General features: G+C 55.7%; 18 protein-coding genes. 2 read left to right on the plus strand and 16 right to left on the minus strand.

The genetic code is table 11. The annotated features are described in order from the left end of the window. Positions 1-10: 10 nt before the first annotated feature. The gene (gene radA, locus ACX9GU_RS23315) at positions 11-1,399 is read right to left on the minus strand and encodes a DNA repair protein RadA (protein WP_021179226.1); all 1,389 of its coding nucleotides are present in this window, start codon (positions 1,397-1,399) and stop codon (positions 11-13) included. A 3-nt stretch (positions 1,400-1,402) separates the two neighbouring features. Continuing rightward, positions 1,403-2,380 carry a phosphoserine phosphatase gene (gene serB, locus ACX9GU_RS23320; protein ID WP_325982032.1) on the minus strand — a complete coding sequence of 326 codons (978 nt, stop codon included), beginning with the start codon at positions 2,378-2,380 and terminating at the stop codon, positions 1,403-1,405. A 199-nt stretch (positions 2,381-2,579) separates the two neighbouring features. Between serB and ACX9GU_RS23325 the strand changes: the two genes are divergently transcribed. Further along, positions 2,580-3,266 (plus strand): YtjB family periplasmic protein, encoded by a 687-nt coding sequence (locus ACX9GU_RS23325; protein WP_021179224.1) that lies wholly within the window; start codon positions 2,580-2,582, stop codon positions 3,264-3,266. Positions 3,267-3,408: 142 nt separating this feature from the next. Here the strand turns inward: ACX9GU_RS23325 and deoD are convergent, their stop codons facing one another. The 13 genes from deoD to ACX9GU_RS23390 all read right to left on the minus strand — a co-directional run bounded on the left by deoD (position 3,409) and on the right by ACX9GU_RS23390 (position 15,969). After that, the gene (gene deoD / locus ACX9GU_RS23330; protein ID WP_021179222.1) at positions 3,409-4,140 is read right to left on the minus strand and encodes a purine-nucleoside phosphorylase; all 732 of its coding nucleotides are present in this window, start codon (positions 4,138-4,140) and stop codon (positions 3,409-3,411) included. A gap of 66 nt (positions 4,141-4,206) precedes the next feature. After that, on the minus strand, positions 4,207-5,430 hold the full coding sequence (deoB, locus tag ACX9GU_RS23335; protein WP_024527234.1) for a phosphopentomutase: 1,224 nt from the start codon (positions 5,428-5,430) through the stop codon (positions 4,207-4,209). A gap of 195 nt (positions 5,431-5,625) precedes the next feature. Then, positions 5,626-6,948 carry a thymidine phosphorylase gene (gene deoA, locus ACX9GU_RS23340; RefSeq protein WP_473193069.1) on the minus strand — a complete coding sequence of 441 codons (1,323 nt, stop codon included), beginning with the start codon at positions 6,946-6,948 and terminating at the stop codon, positions 5,626-5,628. A gap of 229 nt (positions 6,949-7,177) precedes the next feature. After that, positions 7,178-7,957 carry a deoxyribose-phosphate aldolase gene (deoC, locus tag ACX9GU_RS23345; protein ID WP_037376682.1) on the minus strand — a complete coding sequence of 260 codons (780 nt, stop codon included), beginning with the start codon at positions 7,955-7,957 and terminating at the stop codon, positions 7,178-7,180. A 353-nt stretch (positions 7,958-8,310) separates the two neighbouring features. Then, on the minus strand, positions 8,311-9,588 hold the full coding sequence (locus tag ACX9GU_RS23350; RefSeq protein ID WP_473193070.1) for a NupC/NupG family nucleoside CNT transporter: 1,278 nt from the start codon (positions 9,586-9,588) through the stop codon (positions 8,311-8,313). A gap of 177 nt (positions 9,589-9,765) precedes the next feature. After that, positions 9,766-10,560, minus strand: coding sequence for a TatD family hydrolase (locus ACX9GU_RS23355; RefSeq protein ID WP_473193071.1), 795 nt, complete (start codon positions 10,558-10,560; stop codon positions 9,766-9,768). Beyond that, positions 10,557-11,654: a patatin-like phospholipase family protein gene (locus ACX9GU_RS23360; protein WP_473193072.1), complete on the minus strand. Its 1,098-nt coding sequence runs from the start codon at positions 11,652-11,654 to the stop codon at positions 10,557-10,559. The genes ACX9GU_RS23355 and ACX9GU_RS23360 overlap by 4 nt, the downstream gene beginning before the upstream one ends. A 10-nt stretch (positions 11,655-11,664) precedes the next feature. Then, positions 11,665-11,850, minus strand: a complete 186-nt coding sequence (locus tag ACX9GU_RS23365; protein ID WP_024485503.1) for a CsbD family protein — start codon at positions 11,848-11,850, stop codon at positions 11,665-11,667. 57 nt (positions 11,851-11,907) lie between these two features. Then, positions 11,908-12,069, minus strand: a complete 162-nt coding sequence (locus ACX9GU_RS23370) for a DUF1328 domain-containing protein (protein WP_004933089.1) — start codon at positions 12,067-12,069, stop codon at positions 11,908-11,910. Positions 12,070-12,209: 140 nt separating this feature from the next. Further along, positions 12,210-12,824, minus strand: coding sequence for a molecular chaperone OsmY (gene osmY / locus ACX9GU_RS23375; RefSeq protein WP_065683639.1), 615 nt, complete (start codon positions 12,822-12,824; stop codon positions 12,210-12,212). A 537-nt stretch (positions 12,825-13,361) separates the two neighbouring features. Then, positions 13,362-14,951 (minus strand): peptide chain release factor 3, encoded by a 1,590-nt coding sequence (gene prfC / locus ACX9GU_RS23380; RefSeq protein WP_021808015.1) that lies wholly within the window; start codon positions 14,949-14,951, stop codon positions 13,362-13,364. Between the two features lie 192 nt (positions 14,952-15,143). Continuing rightward, positions 15,144-15,587 (minus strand): ribosomal protein S18-alanine N-acetyltransferase, encoded by a 444-nt coding sequence (rimI, locus tag ACX9GU_RS23385; RefSeq protein WP_473193073.1) that lies wholly within the window; start codon positions 15,585-15,587, stop codon positions 15,144-15,146. Next, the gene (locus ACX9GU_RS23390) at positions 15,532-15,969 is read right to left on the minus strand and encodes a DNA polymerase III subunit psi (RefSeq protein ID WP_473193074.1); all 438 of its coding nucleotides are present in this window, start codon (positions 15,967-15,969) and stop codon (positions 15,532-15,534) included. Before ACX9GU_RS23390 ends, rimI begins: the two co-directional genes overlap by 56 nt. Positions 15,970-16,112: 143 nt before the next feature. Between ACX9GU_RS23390 and rsmC the strand changes: the two genes are divergently transcribed. Next, positions 16,113-17,156: a 16S rRNA (guanine(1207)-N(2))-methyltransferase RsmC gene (gene rsmC / locus ACX9GU_RS23395; RefSeq protein WP_065683642.1), complete on the plus strand. Its 1,044-nt coding sequence runs from the start codon at positions 16,113-16,115 to the stop codon at positions 17,154-17,156. Positions 17,157-17,220: 64 nt separating this feature from the next. Here rsmC and ACX9GU_RS23400 read toward each other — a convergent pair whose 3' ends face one another. Further along, positions 17,221-18,213 (minus strand): aldo/keto reductase, encoded by a 993-nt coding sequence (locus tag ACX9GU_RS23400; protein ID WP_473193075.1) that lies wholly within the window; start codon positions 18,211-18,213, stop codon positions 17,221-17,223. Between the last annotated feature and the right edge of the window lie 20 nt (positions 18,214-18,233).

Here is an 18,233-nt window from a genome sequence, read left to right on the forward strand (position 1 = left end):
CGGGCGGCAATTAATAAAACTGTTCCAGCACGTCCAGCGCATCCGCCAGCTTCTTGACGCCGAACACCTGCATATTGGCCGGTGGTTTCTTCGGCACGTTGGCATGTGGCACGATCGCCCGCTTGAAACCGTGTTTGGCCGCTTCGGAAATACGCTCCTGGCCGCTTGGAACCGGGCGGATCTCTCCTGCCAGCCCCACTTCGCCAAACACCACCAGATCGTTAGGCAATGGGCGGTCGCGCAGGCTGGAGACCAACGCCAACAGCAACGCCAGATCGGCACTGGTTTCGCTAACCTTGACGCCGCCCACCACGTTGACAAAAACGTCTTGGTCGGACATCTGCAAGCCACCGTGACGATGCAGCACCGCCAGCAGGATCGCCAAACGATTCTGTTCCAGGCCTACGGCAACGCGGCGTGGATTAGACATCATCGAATGATCGACCAGCGCCTGGATCTCAACCAGCAGTGGCCTGGTGCCTTCCCAGACCACCATGACCGAACTGCCGGAAGTCACTTCATCACCCCGGCTGAGGAAGATCGCGGAAGGGTTACTCACCTCACGCAGCCCCTGCTCGGTCATGGCGAACACGCCCAGTTCGTTGACCGCACCAAAACGGTTTTTATGGCTGCGCAGCGTACGGAAACGGGAATCGGCATCGCCATCCAGCAACACGGAACAGTCGATACAGTGTTCGAGGACTTTCGGCCCGGCCAGTGAGCCATCTTTAGTGACGTGGCCAACCATCACGATCGCCACGCCGCGAGTTTTGGCAAAGCGGGTGAGATAGGCCGCCGTTTCGCGCACCTGCGCCACGCTGCCTGGCGATGACTGGATATCTGCCATATGCATGACCTGGATCGAGTCAATCACCATCAACCGCGGCTGCTCCTGCTCGGCGATCAGACAGATCTGCTCGATGCTGGTTTCCGACAGCATGTTCAGGCCGCCGGTGGGCAATCCAAGACGATGGGCACGCATCGCGACCTGTTGCAGCGACTCTTCACCGGTGACGTACAGGGTTTTCATCTGCTCGGCGAGTTTACACAGCACCTGCAACAGCAGCGTACTTTTCCCCGCGCCGGGGTTACCGCCGATCAGGATCGCACTGCCCGGCACCACGCCGCCGCCCAGTACGCGGTCAAATTCAACAAAACCGGTAGAGAAACGCGGCAGCTCTTGCAGACTGATGTCCGAAAGCTTCTGCACCTTGCTGATACCGGCATCGCCCGCATAGCCGCTTAAACGCTCGCTACGGGCAGCGGAAGAGGAGACTGAAGCCAGGCGCACCTCTGTAATGGTGTTCCAGGCCTGACAGGCACTGCATTGCCCCTGCCAGCGCGGATAATCAGCGCCACATTCATTACAGACAAATGCCCGCTTTACTGCTTTTGCCACAGCTTACCTCACATCGTGTTTCAAACTGCCGCAGAGCACACAGAGCACTCCCAGCAGATCGGCATGGCGGATCGAGACCTGCGCCTTCTCATAGACCTTAGGCTTCGCGTGATAGGCAATACCCAGCCCGGCCACCTGCATCATTTTCAAATCGTTGGCACCGTCGCCGATCGCTACGGTTTGCTGCGGTGGGATCCCCAGCTTCTCTGCCAGCGCCACCAAAGTATCGGCCTTGAACTGCGCATCCACGATCGGCCCCAGCACCTCGCCGGTCAGCTTACCGTCGCGGATCTCCAGTTCATTGGCGGCCACGGCCACCAGCTTGAGCTTGTCACGCAGGTACTCGGCATAATAGGTAAAGCCGCCGGAGGCAATAGCGACGTGCCAATCCAGCGCCTGCAGCTTGCGCACCAGGCTGGTCAACCCAGGCATCAACGGCAATTCGTCACGCACCTGCTTGAGGATATTGGCATCGGCCCCTTTCAGCGTACCCACGCGTTGGCGCAGGCTGGCAGTGAAATCGAGTTCGCCACGCATCGCGCGTTCGGTCACTTCACTGACCTGCTCGCCCACCCCGGCCAACTTGGCGATTTCGTCGATGCACTCAATCTGGATCGCCGTCGAGTCCATATCCATCACCAACAGACCCGGCTTGCGCAGGTTAGGGATTTTGCCCAATGGGGCAACGTCTAACCCGCCTTCGTTAGCCAACAGTTTGGCGCGCGCAGTTAGCGTCCCCGCCAGGCGAACCACCTGATAATCTTCCACCGCCCAGGCCGTCACGATCACCATCGCGGCCCCCAGCTTGCGCTGGAACTGAGTAATACGCTCTTTATCCAGTTCTCTGCCATATAGTAGCCAACCGGTGTGGCCCGCCCGATAATCCAGCGGCATGACTTCGTCACCGCTCAACGAAAGGGGCAACCCCGGCCATTGAGAGATCTCAGCGGGGAGATCGCAATAGGTCAGACTATTTGGCATCCTTAACTCCTGAATAACACTGCATGATAAAACGACGCATCAAGCTATCCTATCGCCATTGCTTCTGGCAACATATTACCTATGAATCTCTAGTTGGCCGCTCTAGCGCATCCATGCGCTCGCGGTATTGGTACATCCCGGTACCGCACAGCCAGGTGGTCAATCGTGACTCCCGGATGACCGCCCTAAAGGAAGCCTAATGGCTAAAGCTAAACTGAAATTCCGCCTGCATCGCACCGCTATTATCCTGATTTGCCTGGCGTTGCTGGTGCTGTTGATGCAAGGTGCCTCCTATTTTAGCCTGAGCCACCAAATGGCGCGATCGGAACAGGTCGAAGAATTGGCACAAACCTTGACCAAGCAGGTGGCTTTTAGCCTGACTCCGCTGATGGATGGCGACAGCGACATAGACAATCAGCAGGTTGAGCGCATTCTCACGCAGTTGACCGATCACAGCCGTATTCTGGACGCCAGCGTCTATCAATTGGACGGCACCCTGATCGCCCATTCCGGCGAGCAGATTAGCGTGCGCGATCGCTTGGCTCTGGATGGCAAACGCGCGGGTAGCTACTTCAACCACCAGCTTGTCGAGTCAATCCAGGGCAAAGATGGCCCGCTGGGCTTTATCCGCGTAACGCTGGATACTCACGTGCTGGCCACCGAATCCAAACAGGTGGATAACACCACCAACCTGCTGCGCCTGATGATCCTGCTGGCGCTGGCCATCGGCATTATTTTGGCCCGCACCCTATTGCAAGGCCGCCGCAGCCGCTGGCAGCAGTCGCCATACCTGCTAACCGCCAACACGCCGCTGGCAGAAGGTAACACGGTAGATGATGGTGATGACGAGAAACCGGCAGAGCAGGAAGAGACAAAGAAAGATTAAGCCAAGCGCTGAATAGATTAGTGAATAGATAGATGAATAGAGTAATAGCGCTAATTAGCGGAAAGGTAAAGAATTAGCTAGAAAGGTTGGTATAAGGGTGAATAGATAAAATGGGGCGCAGCGTGCTGCGCCCGCGAGGTCATTACGCTTTGTCGCCCAGCAGGACAGATTCCAGCGCGATAACGATCATCTCGTTAAAGGTGGTCTGACGCTCGGCAGCAGTGGTCTGCTCGTGACGCAGGATATGGTCGGAAACGGTGCAGATGGTCAACGCCGTGCTACCAAACTCTTCATACAGCTCTGCGGCCACGCCGTAGATGCCTGCCGCTTCCATCTCTACGCCCAGGATGCCGTACTTCTTCATCACCTGGAACATATCCGGATCTGGCGTGTAGAACAGATCGGCGGAGAAGATATTACCCACGCGTGCAGGGATGCCCTGCGCAGCCGCTGCGTCAACCGCATTACGCACCATGTCAAAATCCGCAATGGCCGCATAGTCGTGGCCTTTGAAGCGCATACGGTTAACCTGGGAATCGGTACAAGCCCCCATGCCAATCACCACATCACGCAGTTTGACGTCATCACGCACGGCGCCACAAGAGCCGACACGGATGATTTTCTTCACGCCAAACTCGGCAATCAGTTCACGCGCATAGATAGAGCAGGATGGGATGCCCATACCGTGGCCCATTACCGAGATTTTGCGACCTTTATAGGTGCCGGTGAAACCCAACATGCCACGCACGTTGTTCACTTCCACCGCGCCTTCCAGGAAGGTTTCTGCGATGTATTTTGCCCGCAGCGGATCCCCCGGCATCAGCACTACATCAGCGAAATCACCCATCTCAGCATTAATATGTGGCGTTGCCATAATCACTTCCCTCAATTCATTGAAATAAAGACGCTGGCATCAAGGCCAGCGTCATTAAAAGCGGTATTAAAGCATGGATTTGCCGTAATCCATCGGCGACACGCCAAAATAGCTGGCGACGGTCTGGCCGATGTCGGCGAAGGTTTCGCGATGCCCCAGCGAGCCTGGTTTGACTTTCGGGCCATAAACCAGAACCGGGATGTGCTCACGGGTGTGGTCGGTGCCTGGCCAGGTCGGATCGCAGCCGTGGTCAGCGGTGAAGATGATGATGTCATCCCCTTTCACCAGCTTCAGCAGCTCTGGCAGACGGCGGTCAAACAGCTCCAGCGCGGCAGCATAGCCAGCCACGTCACGGCGGTGGCCGTAGGAGGAATCGAAATCAACAAAGTTGGTGAACACGATGGTGTTGTCACCGGCTTTTTCCATCTCGACCAAGGTGGCGTCGAACAGGGCGTCGATCCCGGTAGCTTTCACCTTTTTGGTGATCCCCACGTTGGCATAGATATCGGCAATCTTACCGATGGAAACCACTTCGCCACCCTTCTCATCCACCAGCTTTTTCAGCACGGTTGGAGCCGGGGGTTCCACGGCCAGATCGTGACGGTTACCGGTACGCTGGAACTCACCTGGCTTATTCCCCAGGAACGGACGGGCAATCACACGGCCGATGTTGTAGCCACCTTCGGTCAACTCTTCACGAGCGATCTCACACAGCTCGTACAGGCGATCCAGGCCGAAAGTCTCTTCATGGCAGGCAATCTGGAACACCGAGTCCGCAGAGGTGTAGAAAATCGGCTTGCCGGTTTTCATATGCTCTTCGCCCAGTTGATCCAGGATCACAGTACCGGATGAATGGCAGTTACCGAGGTAGCCCGGCAGGTTGGCACGCGCCACCAGCTTGTCCAGCAGTTCCTGCGGGAAGCTGTTGTGCTCGTCTGAGAAGTAGCCCCAGTCGAACAAGACTGGCACACCGGCAATTTCCCAGTGGCCTGATGGCGTATCCTTACCGGAGGAAAGCTCGCTGGCATGGCCGTAAGCACCTATGATTTCAGCGTCTTTATCCAACCCTTCCGGGAACTTGCCGGTCGACTCTTCAGCCGCTTTGCCCAGGCCCAAACGACTCAGGTTTGGCAGGGTCAGCGGGCCGCTACGGCCCACGTTGGCTTCGCCGCGCGCACAGGCAGCAGCGATATGGCCAAGGGTATCGGAACCTTCATCGCCAAAGCTTTTGGCATCTTCACTCGCGCCAATGCCGAATGAGTCTAGCACCATAATAAACGTACGTTTCATCATACTCTCCTGCGTATTCACGCTGATACCCTGCGTCTTTCAAGCTACAGCGTTGTTGGCTGCGTGCGCTCACCCCAGTCACTTACTTAAGTAAGCTCCTGGGGATTCACGCACTTGCCGCCTAGCTGTAGCTCGAAATCCATTGGGTATAAACAGTCACAAAATTCAAAACTGCCATTGAACGTTTAAAAAATGTTATTGAGAGATGCGTTTGTAAACCACCGGCGTGACTTCTGGCGCTTTGTCGCCCAGAACCATCGCGCTGCGTACCGCATCTGCCGCCTGCTGCCAGCTTTCTTCGTCGTTGGCATGGATCACCGCCAATGGACGCTGGGTATCGACAGTGTCGCCCAGGCGAGCCACATCGGTCAGGCCCACGCTGTAGTCGATGCTGTCGGTCGCACGACGACGGCCACCGCCCAGTGACACCACCGCCATACCCAGTGCACGGGTATCCATCGCGGTAATGATACCTGGTTTCTCGGCATAAACCGGCTTGGTTAACGTCGCGGCTGGCAGATAGCTGTCGTAACGCTCGATAAAATCGCTTGGGCCTTTCTGTGCCGCCACCATGCGGCCAAAGATTTCCGCCGCTTTGCCGTTATCCAGCACCGCCTGCAGTTTGGCGCGTGCGTCAGCATCGTCGTTAGCCAGGCCGCCAGACAGCAGCATTTCCACGCTCAACGCCATGGTCACTTCCAGCAGACGCGGATTGCGATATTCCCCGGTCAGGAAGCGTACCGCTTCACGCACTTCGACCGCATTACCGGCGCTGGAAGCCAGCACCTGGTTCATATCAGTCAGCAGCGCGGTCGTTTTGCAACCGGCACCATTCGCAACGCCCACGATCGCCTGGGCCAAATCGTCAGAAAGCTGGTAGGTAGGCATAAAGGCACCGCTGCCAACTTTCACATCCATAACCAGCGCATCCAGCCCTTCGGCCAGTTTCTTCGCCAGAATAGAGCCGGTGATCAGCGGAATGGAGTCGACGGTAGCGGTGATATCGCGCGTCGCGTAGAAACGCTTGTCTGCCGGAGCCAGTGAGCTGGTCTGGCCGATGATCGCCACGCCAACGTCTTTGATGATCTTACGGAACGCGTTGTCGTCCGGGAAAATATCAAAGCCAGGGATCGCTTCCAGCTTGTCCAGCGTACCGCCGGTGTGGCCCAGGCCACGGCCTGAAATCATCGGCACGTAGCCGCCACAGGCTGCCACCATCGGGCCAAGCATCAGCGAAGTCACGTCGCCCACGCCGCCAGTGGAGTGTTTATCCACAATCGGGCCGTTCAGCGACAGGCTTTTCCAGTCCAGCACCGTACCAGAATCACGCATTGCCATGGTCAGCGCCACACGCTCAGGCATGGTCATGTCGTGGAAATAGATGGTCATCGCCAGCGCGGCAATCTGCCCTTCTGACACCACGTTGTCACGAATGCCGTTAATGAAGAAGCGGATCTCGGCTTCGCTCAACGGTTGCCCGTCACGTTTTTTACGGATTATTTCTTGTGCCAAGAACAAAGTAGCCCCCTGTTTTAGCTGATATTAGGAAGACTCGACATACCATAGGGAAGCGTTATCCACGCTGTAGTATCCGAAAGAAAACAGTATGCCGCGAGATACCCAATGGATTTCAAGTTGTAGCTAGGCGGCAAGAACGTAAATCCCCAGGAGCTTATACATCATAAGTGACTGGGGTTTACGTTCGCAGCCAACAACGCTACGGCTTGAAAGACGAAGGGTATGAAAATCAGTAACCGTTGCCAGCGGCTTGGGTGCTATGCCCCAGCGTGGTCAGTAGGCTGGCTAACAGGCTCGACGCGCCAAAGCGGAAATGGCGCGCATCGGCCCAGTCTTCACCCAGCAGACGCCCGGCAAGTTGCAGATACTGTTGAGCATCTTCTGCGGTACGCACGCCACCGGCTGGCTTGAAGCCAACGGTTTTGCCTACGCCCATATCACGGATCACGGTCATCATCAGCTCAGCGCTTTCCAGCGTGGCGTTGACCGGCACCTTACCGGTAGAGGTCTTGATAAAATCAGCACCGGCCTTGATAGAGATCTCAGAGGCTTTACGGATCAGTTCCGCCTGCTTCAGCTCACCGGTTTCGATGATCACTTTCAGCAGCACGTTGGCAGCGGCGCAGGCCTGCTTGCACTGTTTGACCAGCTCAAACCCGACTTCCTCATTACCGGCCATCAGGGCACGGTAAGGGAATACCACGTCAACTTCATCGGCACCGTAGGCGATGGCCGCACGGGTTTCTGCCACGGCGATGTCGATATCATCATTGCCATGCGGGAAGTTGGTGACGGTGGCGATACGGATATCTGGCGTCCCCTGCTCACGCAGCGTTTTGCGGGCAATCGGGATAAAACGCGGATAGATGCAGATGGCGGCAGTATGGCCTGCCGGGCTGTTCGCCTGACGACACAACGCGATCACTTTCTCGTCGGTGTCATCTTCGTTCAGCGTGGTTAAATCCATCAGGTTCAGCGCGCGTTGCGCTGCTGCGGTTAATTCGGTCATAAAACTCTCCAACTGAGCATTCTGATGTTGGCGAGCGGACTTGGTTCCTTGAAGATAGCGCGCGGGATAGTCTTCCCACGCCAGCAACTGAGATCCTTCTCACCGCACATAGCCCTTCGATTTTCGCATAGCCAGCAATCGCCATTTGAACACGATCACTCTGGCATATTTGTGTTCTGATTCACACTACACAGGATAGCACTGTAACAGGACTGAATTATATGTGAAGATCATCACAAAATAACGCGATATTGTTCACAAATTCACTAAAGAGACGGCGGTCGTCAGGCGAATGCCCTTTTTGCAGGTAACCAGGCCCCTTCAGGAGCCTGGTTGTTGATATCAAGTATAGCTTACAACGCCAGGAAGAATCCGGCGATGGTGGCGCTCATCAGGTTGGATAAGGTACCGGCTGCCACCGCTTTCAACCCGAAACGAGCAATGTCGTGACGACGGCCTGGTGCCATGCTGCCTAGACCACCCAGCAGGATCGCCACGGAAGACAGGTTGGCAAAGCCGCACAGCGCAAAGGAGATGATCGCCTTGGTGTGCTGTGACAACACCTGTAGCCCCTCAGCGGCCACCACGTCATCTGGACGCAGGTAGGCACCAAAGTTCATGTAGGCCACGAATTCGTTAACGATCACCTTCTGGCCGATAAACGAACCCGCCACCATCGCTTCACTCCAAGGCACGCCAATCAGATAGGCGATAGGTGAGAATACCCAGCCCAGGATCAGTTCCAGCGACAGCTGTGGGAAATCGAACCAGCCACCAATACCGCCAAGAATACCGTTAAGCAGCGCGATCAGAGCGATAAATGCCAACAGCATCGCCCCTACGTTCAACGCCAATTGCATACCGGATGCCGCACCAGAGGCTGCGGCATCGATGACGTTTGCCGGGCGCTCGTCTTCGGCGATCAGCTTCATCGCATCGGCTCGGTCTTGGGTATTTTCGGTTTCCGGCACCATCAGTTTGGCAAACAGCAGCCCACCCGGCGCGGCCATAAAGGAAGCGGCGATCAGGTATTCCAACGGTACGCCCATCTGGGCATAGCCCGCCAGCACGGAACCGGCTACCGAAGCCAGGCCGCCGCACATTACGGCAAACAGCTCCGACTGGGTCATGGTGGCGATATAAGGGCGCACCACCAGCGGCGCTTCGGTCTGCCCCACAAAAATATTGGCCGTGGCTGACAGCGATTCGGTCCGTGAGGTACCCAACAGCTTATGCAAACCACCGCCGAGGAGCTTGATCACCACCTGCATGATGCCCAGGTAATAGAGCACCGCAATCAGCGAGGAGAAGAACACAATCACCGGTAACACACGCAGGGCGAACACGAAGCCGCCACCGCCGAACACTTCAAACATTTTGTCGGAAACCAGGCCACCAAAGATGAAAGCGATGCCCTCGTTACCGTAAGCGATGACGTTTGCCACCCCTTCCGACATGCCACCAAGAATACGGCGCCCGACCGGGACATAGAGCACCAGCGCGCCAATGCCAACCTGGATGATAAACGCGCCGAGTACGGTACGCAGTTTAATAGCGCGCCGGTTGCTGGAAAGCAGCACCGCAATGGCGATCAAGACCACCATACCGATCAGGCTCATGAAGAGTTGCATACGAGTATGTCCCTGTTACGAAGAATAAATGCCCCCGGCCCGCTGGATGAAACGGGTTGCCCAAGGGCGATAATGGGACGCAATTATACTGAGGGAGGCAGAATGAGACTCGTTTTATGTCACAATTATATACAAGTGGAAGCAACTGAAAATCACACAACGTGATTCAAATCACATTTAAACTGAGGAGTGCGGATCCAATGCAAACAGGGATTGGCTATTTTGTTGTAGCTGTTCGGCAATGTCGTCGGCAGATTCAGGCCGCAGTTGGCAAAGGACCTGAAATACTTCCGCAGCCCGCTCAGGCCGGTTAGGCTGCCCCTGATAACCCGCCAACGGCATGTCCGGCGCATCGGTTTCCAGCAACAGTGAGGTCAACGGCAACTGCGCCATCACCTGGCGTGTCTTCTGCGCCCGCTCGTAGCTGACCGTGCCGCCAACGCCAATATAATAACCCAGGCGAATAAAGGCCTGCGCCTGAGCCAGGCTGCCAGCAAAGCCATGCACCACACCACGGCGCGGCACCTCGGTACGACGCAATGCGGCAGCTAACTGATCGTGGCTACGGCGGGAGTGCAAGATCACCGGCAGATCGTACTGCTTTGCCAACTTCAGCTGTGCCTTGAGCAACGCCTGTTGGCGTTCAAACTGCGGCTCGGCCATATACAGATCCAACCCAATCTCCCCTACCGCTACCAGCTTCTGCGGCTTACTGGCCAGAAAGCCTGCCAGATGTTCAAGCTGCTCATCATGGTGTTGGGCGATATACAGCGGGTGTAACCCCAGCGCGGCAAACAGCGGGGTATGCTCGCGCGCCAGTTTGAGAATACGCACAAAGCGATCGGCCGTTACCGCTGGCACAATAATTTGCTGCACCCCGGCTTGCGCAGCCAATGCCAGGCTCGCCTGCTCATCCCCACTAAAAGGCGGGAAATCAAAGTGGCAATGGGTATCAGTAAAGGCGTAACTCACAGCACATCTCCGTCACCTGGCAGGATGATTTTTGGCGTCGCTTCAGGCTGCAAGACATGGCTTTGCGGGTTAAGCACATCGGTAATAATCGGCGAAGGCATCCGCACAGTTTCTGGCTGGATAAGACGCCGGGAAAGTGATGTTGTTACCGTCATGCCATCGTTCTTTTCCTGCTCCAGCAGCCAGTGGCCAACCGTCGCCAGGAAATAGCGCCCACAACGGCGGCCCAGATGATAATCGCGATTCAGCGCGGGCAAACGGCTGCCGAGCGCATTGCTCGCCAGCGGCTTAGGCGGGAATATTTCGAAGATGCGCAGTTCACCAGGGGGTTTTTCAATAAATTGCTGGATGCGCAAATAGCTCTGCTCATGATGCTGCAACACCCGCACCATTTGCTGCAGGCTGCTTTCACCCAGCCATTGCTCCATGCGTTTCATCCACTTCGGCGTATAAAACATCTGTGAAGGCACGGTGCGGATCACCACAATGGTATCCGCCCCACGGCGATAGGCCTCTTCCACCGGGATGGCATCGCTGATGCCGCCATCCTGATAGCTGATGCCATCCAGCTCTACACCCATACGGTAAAAACCGGGGATGGCGCTGGAGGCCTTGATTGCCGGTAACCAGCTATCCCGTGCCGCAGGGAGATAAACCGGCGTAAAGTCATCGCTGCGACAGGCACACATCAGAAATTCACGGCCATCAATCAGCTGCTTTTCCGCCACGTCAAAGGCCAGCGGCAACTGTTGCGAGGTGACGTCCAACAACCAATCGAGATCGATAAGATGCCCACCACGCACAAAGCGCAGCGGGTTGAAGAAATTGGCAGAGGTGGTGTAGCGAGTGATCACCCGCCGTGCGTAGCCCATCTGGCCACAAATAAATGCCGAGAGGTTCTGCGCGCCGGCAGAGGTACCAATCATCAGATCAAAAGGGTTAAAGCGGGCGCGCTGGAATTCATCCAGTACGCCAGCGGTAAAGATACCGCGCTGTCCGCCGCCCTCACACACCAGCGCCATTTTACCGGGCCGGTATGGTTTATACGCCAGGGGTTCTATATTACCGAGCGTGATGGGTATTCTGTATCCCAACCCCGTATCCTCAATGTGGCCGTTTTCCCGAGGATACCTCTTCTTGCTCTCTTCCGTAATCTTCTTGTAATACGCCAGAGAGGCAGTCATTGCTCCCTGCCAGCCACAGGCCGTCATTGCCGGAAAACTCCGCCCATGCCTGCCAAACCTGGCCTTTCAGCTGTTTCCAACGGCCAACAATGATGTCGCTATTCATGACCTGCCTCCTGGCGCCAAGAAAAAGAATCAAGCTTTGTTACAGTTTAGAGAGACGCTAAGGGCGCCGACGGCCGGTAAACAGGCTGACCAGGAACAGAATGATCCCTACCACGAACACTACTTTGGCGGCCCAGGCAGCAGTACCTGCCAACGAACCAAAACCCAGTGCTGCGGCGATCAATGCAATAACTAAAAATATAATGCCCCATCGAAACATAAGCCTCTCCTTACCATGGTGATAAAAATTTCGCGTTTGGCTCGCCCCTGCTGGGTGCGGCTTAAAACTGCGGATTATTCTATTTCTGGTAGTACATCCCAGGCGTTAGCCTGGGAGTTATTGCTTACTGTTACTGACGATTAAGGTTTTACCGCCAGATCGTTCTTGACGCTTTTCACGCCATCAATGGCTTTGGCAATACTTTCTGCACGGTCAGACTGCGCCTGGGTTTTCACCTCACCGGAAAGCTGCACCACACCATCAGTGGTTTCTACTTTCACGTTGCGTGAAGGCACGATGTCGTCGGCCAGCAGTTTAGCTTTCAGTTCGCTGGTGGTCGCGGTGTCACCGGCATAGGATTTCACCGACTGGGTCGCTTGATCTTTCACGTGCAGCTTATCGCTGACGGATTTGACCCCTTCTACCCGACCTGCAACGTCTACCGCTTTCTCAGCCTGAGCCTGAGTGGCGACAAAACCGCTCAACGTCACCACACCTTTTTCGGTTTCCACCGAGATGTCGGTGCTTTTGATGGCTTTATCGTCAACCAGCGCACTTTTAACTTTAGCCGTTATGCCGCTGTCATCCATATAGTTGTCGACTTTTTTCATGGAGCTATCGATTTTGGCACCAGTACTATCAACTACGCCTGATGCTTTGTTCATCATGGTCTCTTCAGCCAGGGCTGAACCACTAACCAGTACCGAACCCAAAACGACTGCCATCAGCGAATGTGCAAACTTGGTATTTTTCATCGATCTCTTCCTTCTTGTTGTAGAACCCCAAACTGCTGTGGGCTCTGGTGCCGCCAGAGTGCGGCTAACTCAAATGAATACTTCACGATCTCTATACAATCAAACGTTCACGACCGGACTATTGCTCTACGGTAAGTATACCTGCAATGCCCGTGCCAAGTTAAAAACGCCGTTAAAAATCAACAACAACAAAACAAATGAGCAACAATTAAGCGCAAAACCGTCGTCTATTGGAGACAGATAGCAGTTGATTTGGGATCCACATCACTATCTTATTGATATTACTAAGATAGGACTGTCTCCGATCGGCAACACTACCGAATAACTCTCTAAAATATGTGGGTACGATAGTATTTTACGCTCAGATGTCGCTATGCACCCTGATAAATATAGACCATCAGCGAAAACTTGCCGTCAAATCGCCGAAAAATCTTGTTCGGTTTAGAAGAAAGGATTAGTGAGAAGGGTTTATTAATTAGCAGGATGGGGGCTGTAGACGGAAAACACAGGGCGCTTGGAAGCGCCCTGTATAGGAGATTAATGCTCGCGGGTTTTGCGGAACACCACTTCTGGGTAGCGTTCCTGCGTCAGGTTGAGGTTAACCATGGTTGGTGCGATATACGACAGGTTGTTGCCGCCGTCCAGCGCCAGGTTCAGCTCGCTCTTACGCTTGAACTCTTCGAATTTCTTCACGTCGTCGCACTCGACCCAACGGGCTGTGGAGACGTTCACCGATTCATACAGCGCTTCCACGTTGTATTCGCTCTTCAGACGGGCAACCACCACGTCAAACTGCAGCACGCCGACCGCACCAACGATCAGATCGTTGTTGGCGATTGGGCGGAATACCTGCACCGCACCCTCTTCCGACAGCTGGACCAGCCCCTTCAACAACTGTTTCTGCTTGAGCGGATCGCGCAGGCGGATACGGCGGAACAGTTCTGGCGCAAAGTTCGGAATACCGGTGAACTTCATATCCTCACCCTGGGTGAAGGTATCGCCGATCTGAATGGTGCCGTGGTTATGCAAGCCAATGATGTCGCCTGGATAGGCTTCTTCAACGTGCGAGCGGTCACCGGCCATGAAGGTCAGCGCATCGGAGATCACCACGTCTTTGCCGGTACGTACCTGGCGCAGTTTCATGCCTTTCTCATAGCGCCCAGACACCACACGCATAAATGCCACACGGTCGCGGTGTTTAGGATCCATGTTCGCCTGGATCTTGAACACGAAGCCGGTGAATTTCTCTTCAGCGGCGACCACTTCACGGGTATCGGTTTTACGCGGCATTGGCGCAGGCGCCCAGGCCACCAGCCCATCAAGCATATGATCGACACCGAAGTTGCCCAAAGCGGTACCGAAGAACACCGGGGTCAGTTCGCCTGCCAGGAAGGCTTCCTGCTCAAACTCATGGGAAGCCCCTTGCACCAGTTCCAGCTCATCACGCAGCTGGGCGGCCAGATCTTCGCCTACGGCAGCATCGAGCTCCGGGTTGTTCAACCCTTTAACGATACGCACTTCCTGAATGGTGTGACCTTTACCGGTCTGATACAGATAGGTTTCATCTTTATAGAGATGGTAAACCCCTTTGAACAGCTTGCCGCAGCCGATCGGCCAGGTGATCGGCGAGCAGGCGATTTTCAGTTCACGCTCAACTTCATCCATCACTTCCATCGGATCGCGGATGTCACGGTCAAGTTTGTTCATGAAGGTCAGGATCGGCGTATCACGCAGGCGGGTAACTTCCATCAGCTTGCGGGTACGATCTTCAACGCCTTTTGCGGCGTCGATCACCATCAGGCAGCAGTCCACCGCCGTCAGGGTACGGTAGGTATCTTCGGAGAAGTCTTCGTGCCCCGGGGTATCGAGCAGGTTGACCAGGCAGTCGCGGTACGGGAACTGCATCACCGAGGTGGTGATCGAGATACCACGTTGTTTTTCCATCTCCATCCAGTCGGATTTGGCGTGCTGGCTGGAGCCACGGCCCTTTACCGTACCGGCGGTCTGGATAGCGTGTCCGAATAACAGCACCTTCTCGGTGATGGTGGTTTTACCCGCATCGGGGTGCGAGATAATGGCGAAAGTTCTTCTTTTCGCAACTTCGCGGGCGAATTCACTAGGAGACATGTTTTTCACGTTTCTATGGTTAGTCCGCCCTGCTCATCATCACAACGCGCCAATCGCGGCGCCAGGCAAAGCGGTAATAAAAAGATAGTAGCCGAGTATTTTCGCTGATTTACCAACCGGTGACAATCAATGGTTTCTTCGGCATAAGATAATGGCAGGCCAAACAGGCTGCACAAGGGGAACTATAAGTCGCTACCCCAGCGGCAGCGCCATAACGATCGCGTCTTCGCGGCCACTGGCTGCGGGGTAATAGTTGCGGCGCACCGTGACTTCATTGAAGCCAAGGTCTTCGTAGAGCGCTATCGCTCCGCGGTTGGAGGCTCGAACTTCCAGCCACAGAGTGACCACACCACGTACTTCCAATTGCTCGATCACGGCGGTCAGCAGCGTGCGGCCAAAGCCCCGGCGCTGCCAGCTTGGGTGGATGGCAATATTAAACAGCGTCGCTTCATCCAGCACGATTTGGGTAATGGCAAAACCCGCCATTTGCCCCTCAGCTTCCAGTTTCAGGTTAAGGTAACGTTCACCCTGATTGCTGGCTAACGTCGCCTCGGTCCAGGGAAACGCATGGCTGGCTTGTTCAATCTTGAAGGCTGTGGCCAGATCGGCCGCTGTCAGGGTAGAAATGCTGTTCATGATGACAAATCTGCTGCCAGAGTGCGCGTTTCGCACTCGCATCTTGAGAAAGCTCGGCCAGCGCCGGGCTATGTAGCTGCGCGCCGGCCACCGCTAACGGCTCCGTGACGCCCAACCGCCAACTGTTGCACTCGGTATCTTGTGGCAGCATCGCTACCTGATCCGGTGTCAGGCCATAGGTTTGTGCCGCTGTCAGCCCCAGGCTGCGCAGCACGTCACAAAACAGCGGGTCGTGCTGGTCTGGCAATGTCTGCGCCACCACCAACAGGCGCATGTTCGGGGGCACGCTTACCGCTACCTCCCCCTGCAACACTCCAGGGCGGCGTAATGTCCACTGCGTAATCCCCAGCTGTTGTAACAACCAGTCGCGTTTTGATGCCATGCCGATCCCCGTGTGTGACGCACCCTACCTGCCCTATGCCGCGCTATGCTAACAAACCCACGGGGTGTGCGCCAACAAACCCGTCGAACATCTCGCCACAAACCTCTATAATCTCCGGCTAAATCTTGAGGAGCCGAAAACTGATGTCTGCATTAACCCCCGCCAGTGAAGTCATGCTGCGCCACAGTGATGAATTTATGGAACGCCGCGTACTGTTTGCCGGCGATCTGCAGGATACCCTGCCGGCCCAATTCGAGGCTGCGGATGTGCGTGTCCACACCCAGCAATACCATCACTGGCAGTTACTGAACCGGACGATGGGAGAGCATGCACAGTTCGGCCTGACGGTCGATCCTGCCTTCGTCGCCGAGTGCGATACGCTGGTGTATTACTGGCCAAAGAGCAAGCAGGAGGCACAGTTCCAACTGTGCAATATCCTGGCCCTGCTGCCGGTTGGCGCAGAAATTTTTGTCGTCGGTGAAAACCGCAGCGGCGTGCGCAGCGCGGAACAAACTCTGGAAGGCCATGCCACGCTTGCCAAGATCGACAGCGCTCGCCGCTGTGGGTTGTATCATGGCCGTATTGATGTGCAAACCCAGTTTGATCTGGCCGACTGGTGGGAAAGCTATCAGCTGCACGATCTGGAAGTGAAGACGCTGCCTGGCGTGTTCAGCCGTGACGGCCTGGACGTTGGCAGTTCACTGCTGCTCTCCACGTTGGAAAAACACATGAAAGGCAAAGTGCTGGACGTGGGTTGTGGCGCAGGCGTAATGGCTTCGGTGCTGTCTAAACTGTCGCCGAAAATGAAGCTGACCCTCAGCGACGTCAATGCCGCTGCCGTAGAATCCAGCCGGGCGACATTGGCTGCCAACGGTATTGAAGGGGAAGTGATCGTCAGTAACGTCTACTCCGACATTACCGGCCGCTTTGACCTGATCATCTCCAACCCACCGTTCCATGACGGCCTGGCCACCAGCCTGACCGCCGCAGAAACGCTGATCCGCGGGGCGTTAAAACACCTGCCAATCGGTGGCCAACTGCGTATCGTCGCCAACGCCTTCCTGCCTTACCCGGATATTCTGGATGCCACCTTCGGCAGCCATGAAGTGTTGGCGCAGAATGGCCGCTTCAAGGTGTACAAAGCCACCGTGGCCCGCCAGCCACGCGATGCGAAGAAGAAAAGGTAGTAGGTCAGGATCCCCCCTTACCACTCTGGTTAGGGGGAAATATCCTCACTGTAGCCCCCTGCCATCAGCCGTTAACCAACTCCATACCTACCGTTGTATAGCGTGCACCTGCCACGCCTGCCAGTGGGAATACCGCCTCAATCGCCGCCAGTTCCTGCTCGCTTAGCGTGATCTCCGCAGCCGCTACGTTCTCTTCCAGATAGCGCCGACGTTTGGTGCCAGGGATTGGAACAATGTTTTCCCCCTGCGCCATCACCCAGGCCAACGCCAGTTGCGACGGGGTCACGCCTTTCTGCCTGGCCAGTTCACTGACCTTGGTTACCAACTCCAGATTGCGAGCAAAGTTTTCCCCTTGAAAACGTGGATTGTCGCGGCGGAAATCGTCTGCTGCCAAGTCCTCGATACTCTGGATCGCCCCGGTCAGGAAGCCACGCCCAAGCGGGCTATAGGCAACAAAGCCAATGCCCAAACGTTGGCAAGCGGCCAGTTGCCCCTGCTCGGCATCCCTGCTCCACAAGGAATATTCAGTCTGCAACGCGGTGATCGGATGCACCTGGTGAGCGCGTTCCAACGTAGCAACCGAGGCTTCACTCAGGCCAATATGACGGATCTTGCCTTCTTTGATCAGATCCGCCAGGGTGCCAACCACCTCTTCGATCGGTACCGTAGGGTCGACCCTATGCTGGTAGTAAAGATCGATGGTTTCTCCCCCCAGCCGCTGCAAGCTGCCTTCTACCGAGCGACGGATATAGTCCGGTTTACTGCTCACACCCCGCGCAGTGGGATCTGCCGGATCGCGCACAATACCGAACTTGGTGGCCAGAAATACCTGGTCGCGTTTGCCTTTGATCGCCTTGCCGATCAGTTGTTCATTGGTGTGCGGGCCGTACATATCTGCGGTGTCCAGCAGGGTCACCCCCAGTTCCAGGGCCCGATGCAGTGTGGCGATCGCTTCCTGCTCATCATAACCGGTGGAATAGAAATCGCTCATCCCCATGCAACCTAAACCCAGGGCAGAGACGAGGGGGCCATTAGTACCTAATTTGCGCTGTTGCATTGTGTGGTCCTTGTTGAACA

This window comes from Serratia sp. K1WW1 (assembly GCF_055790865.1).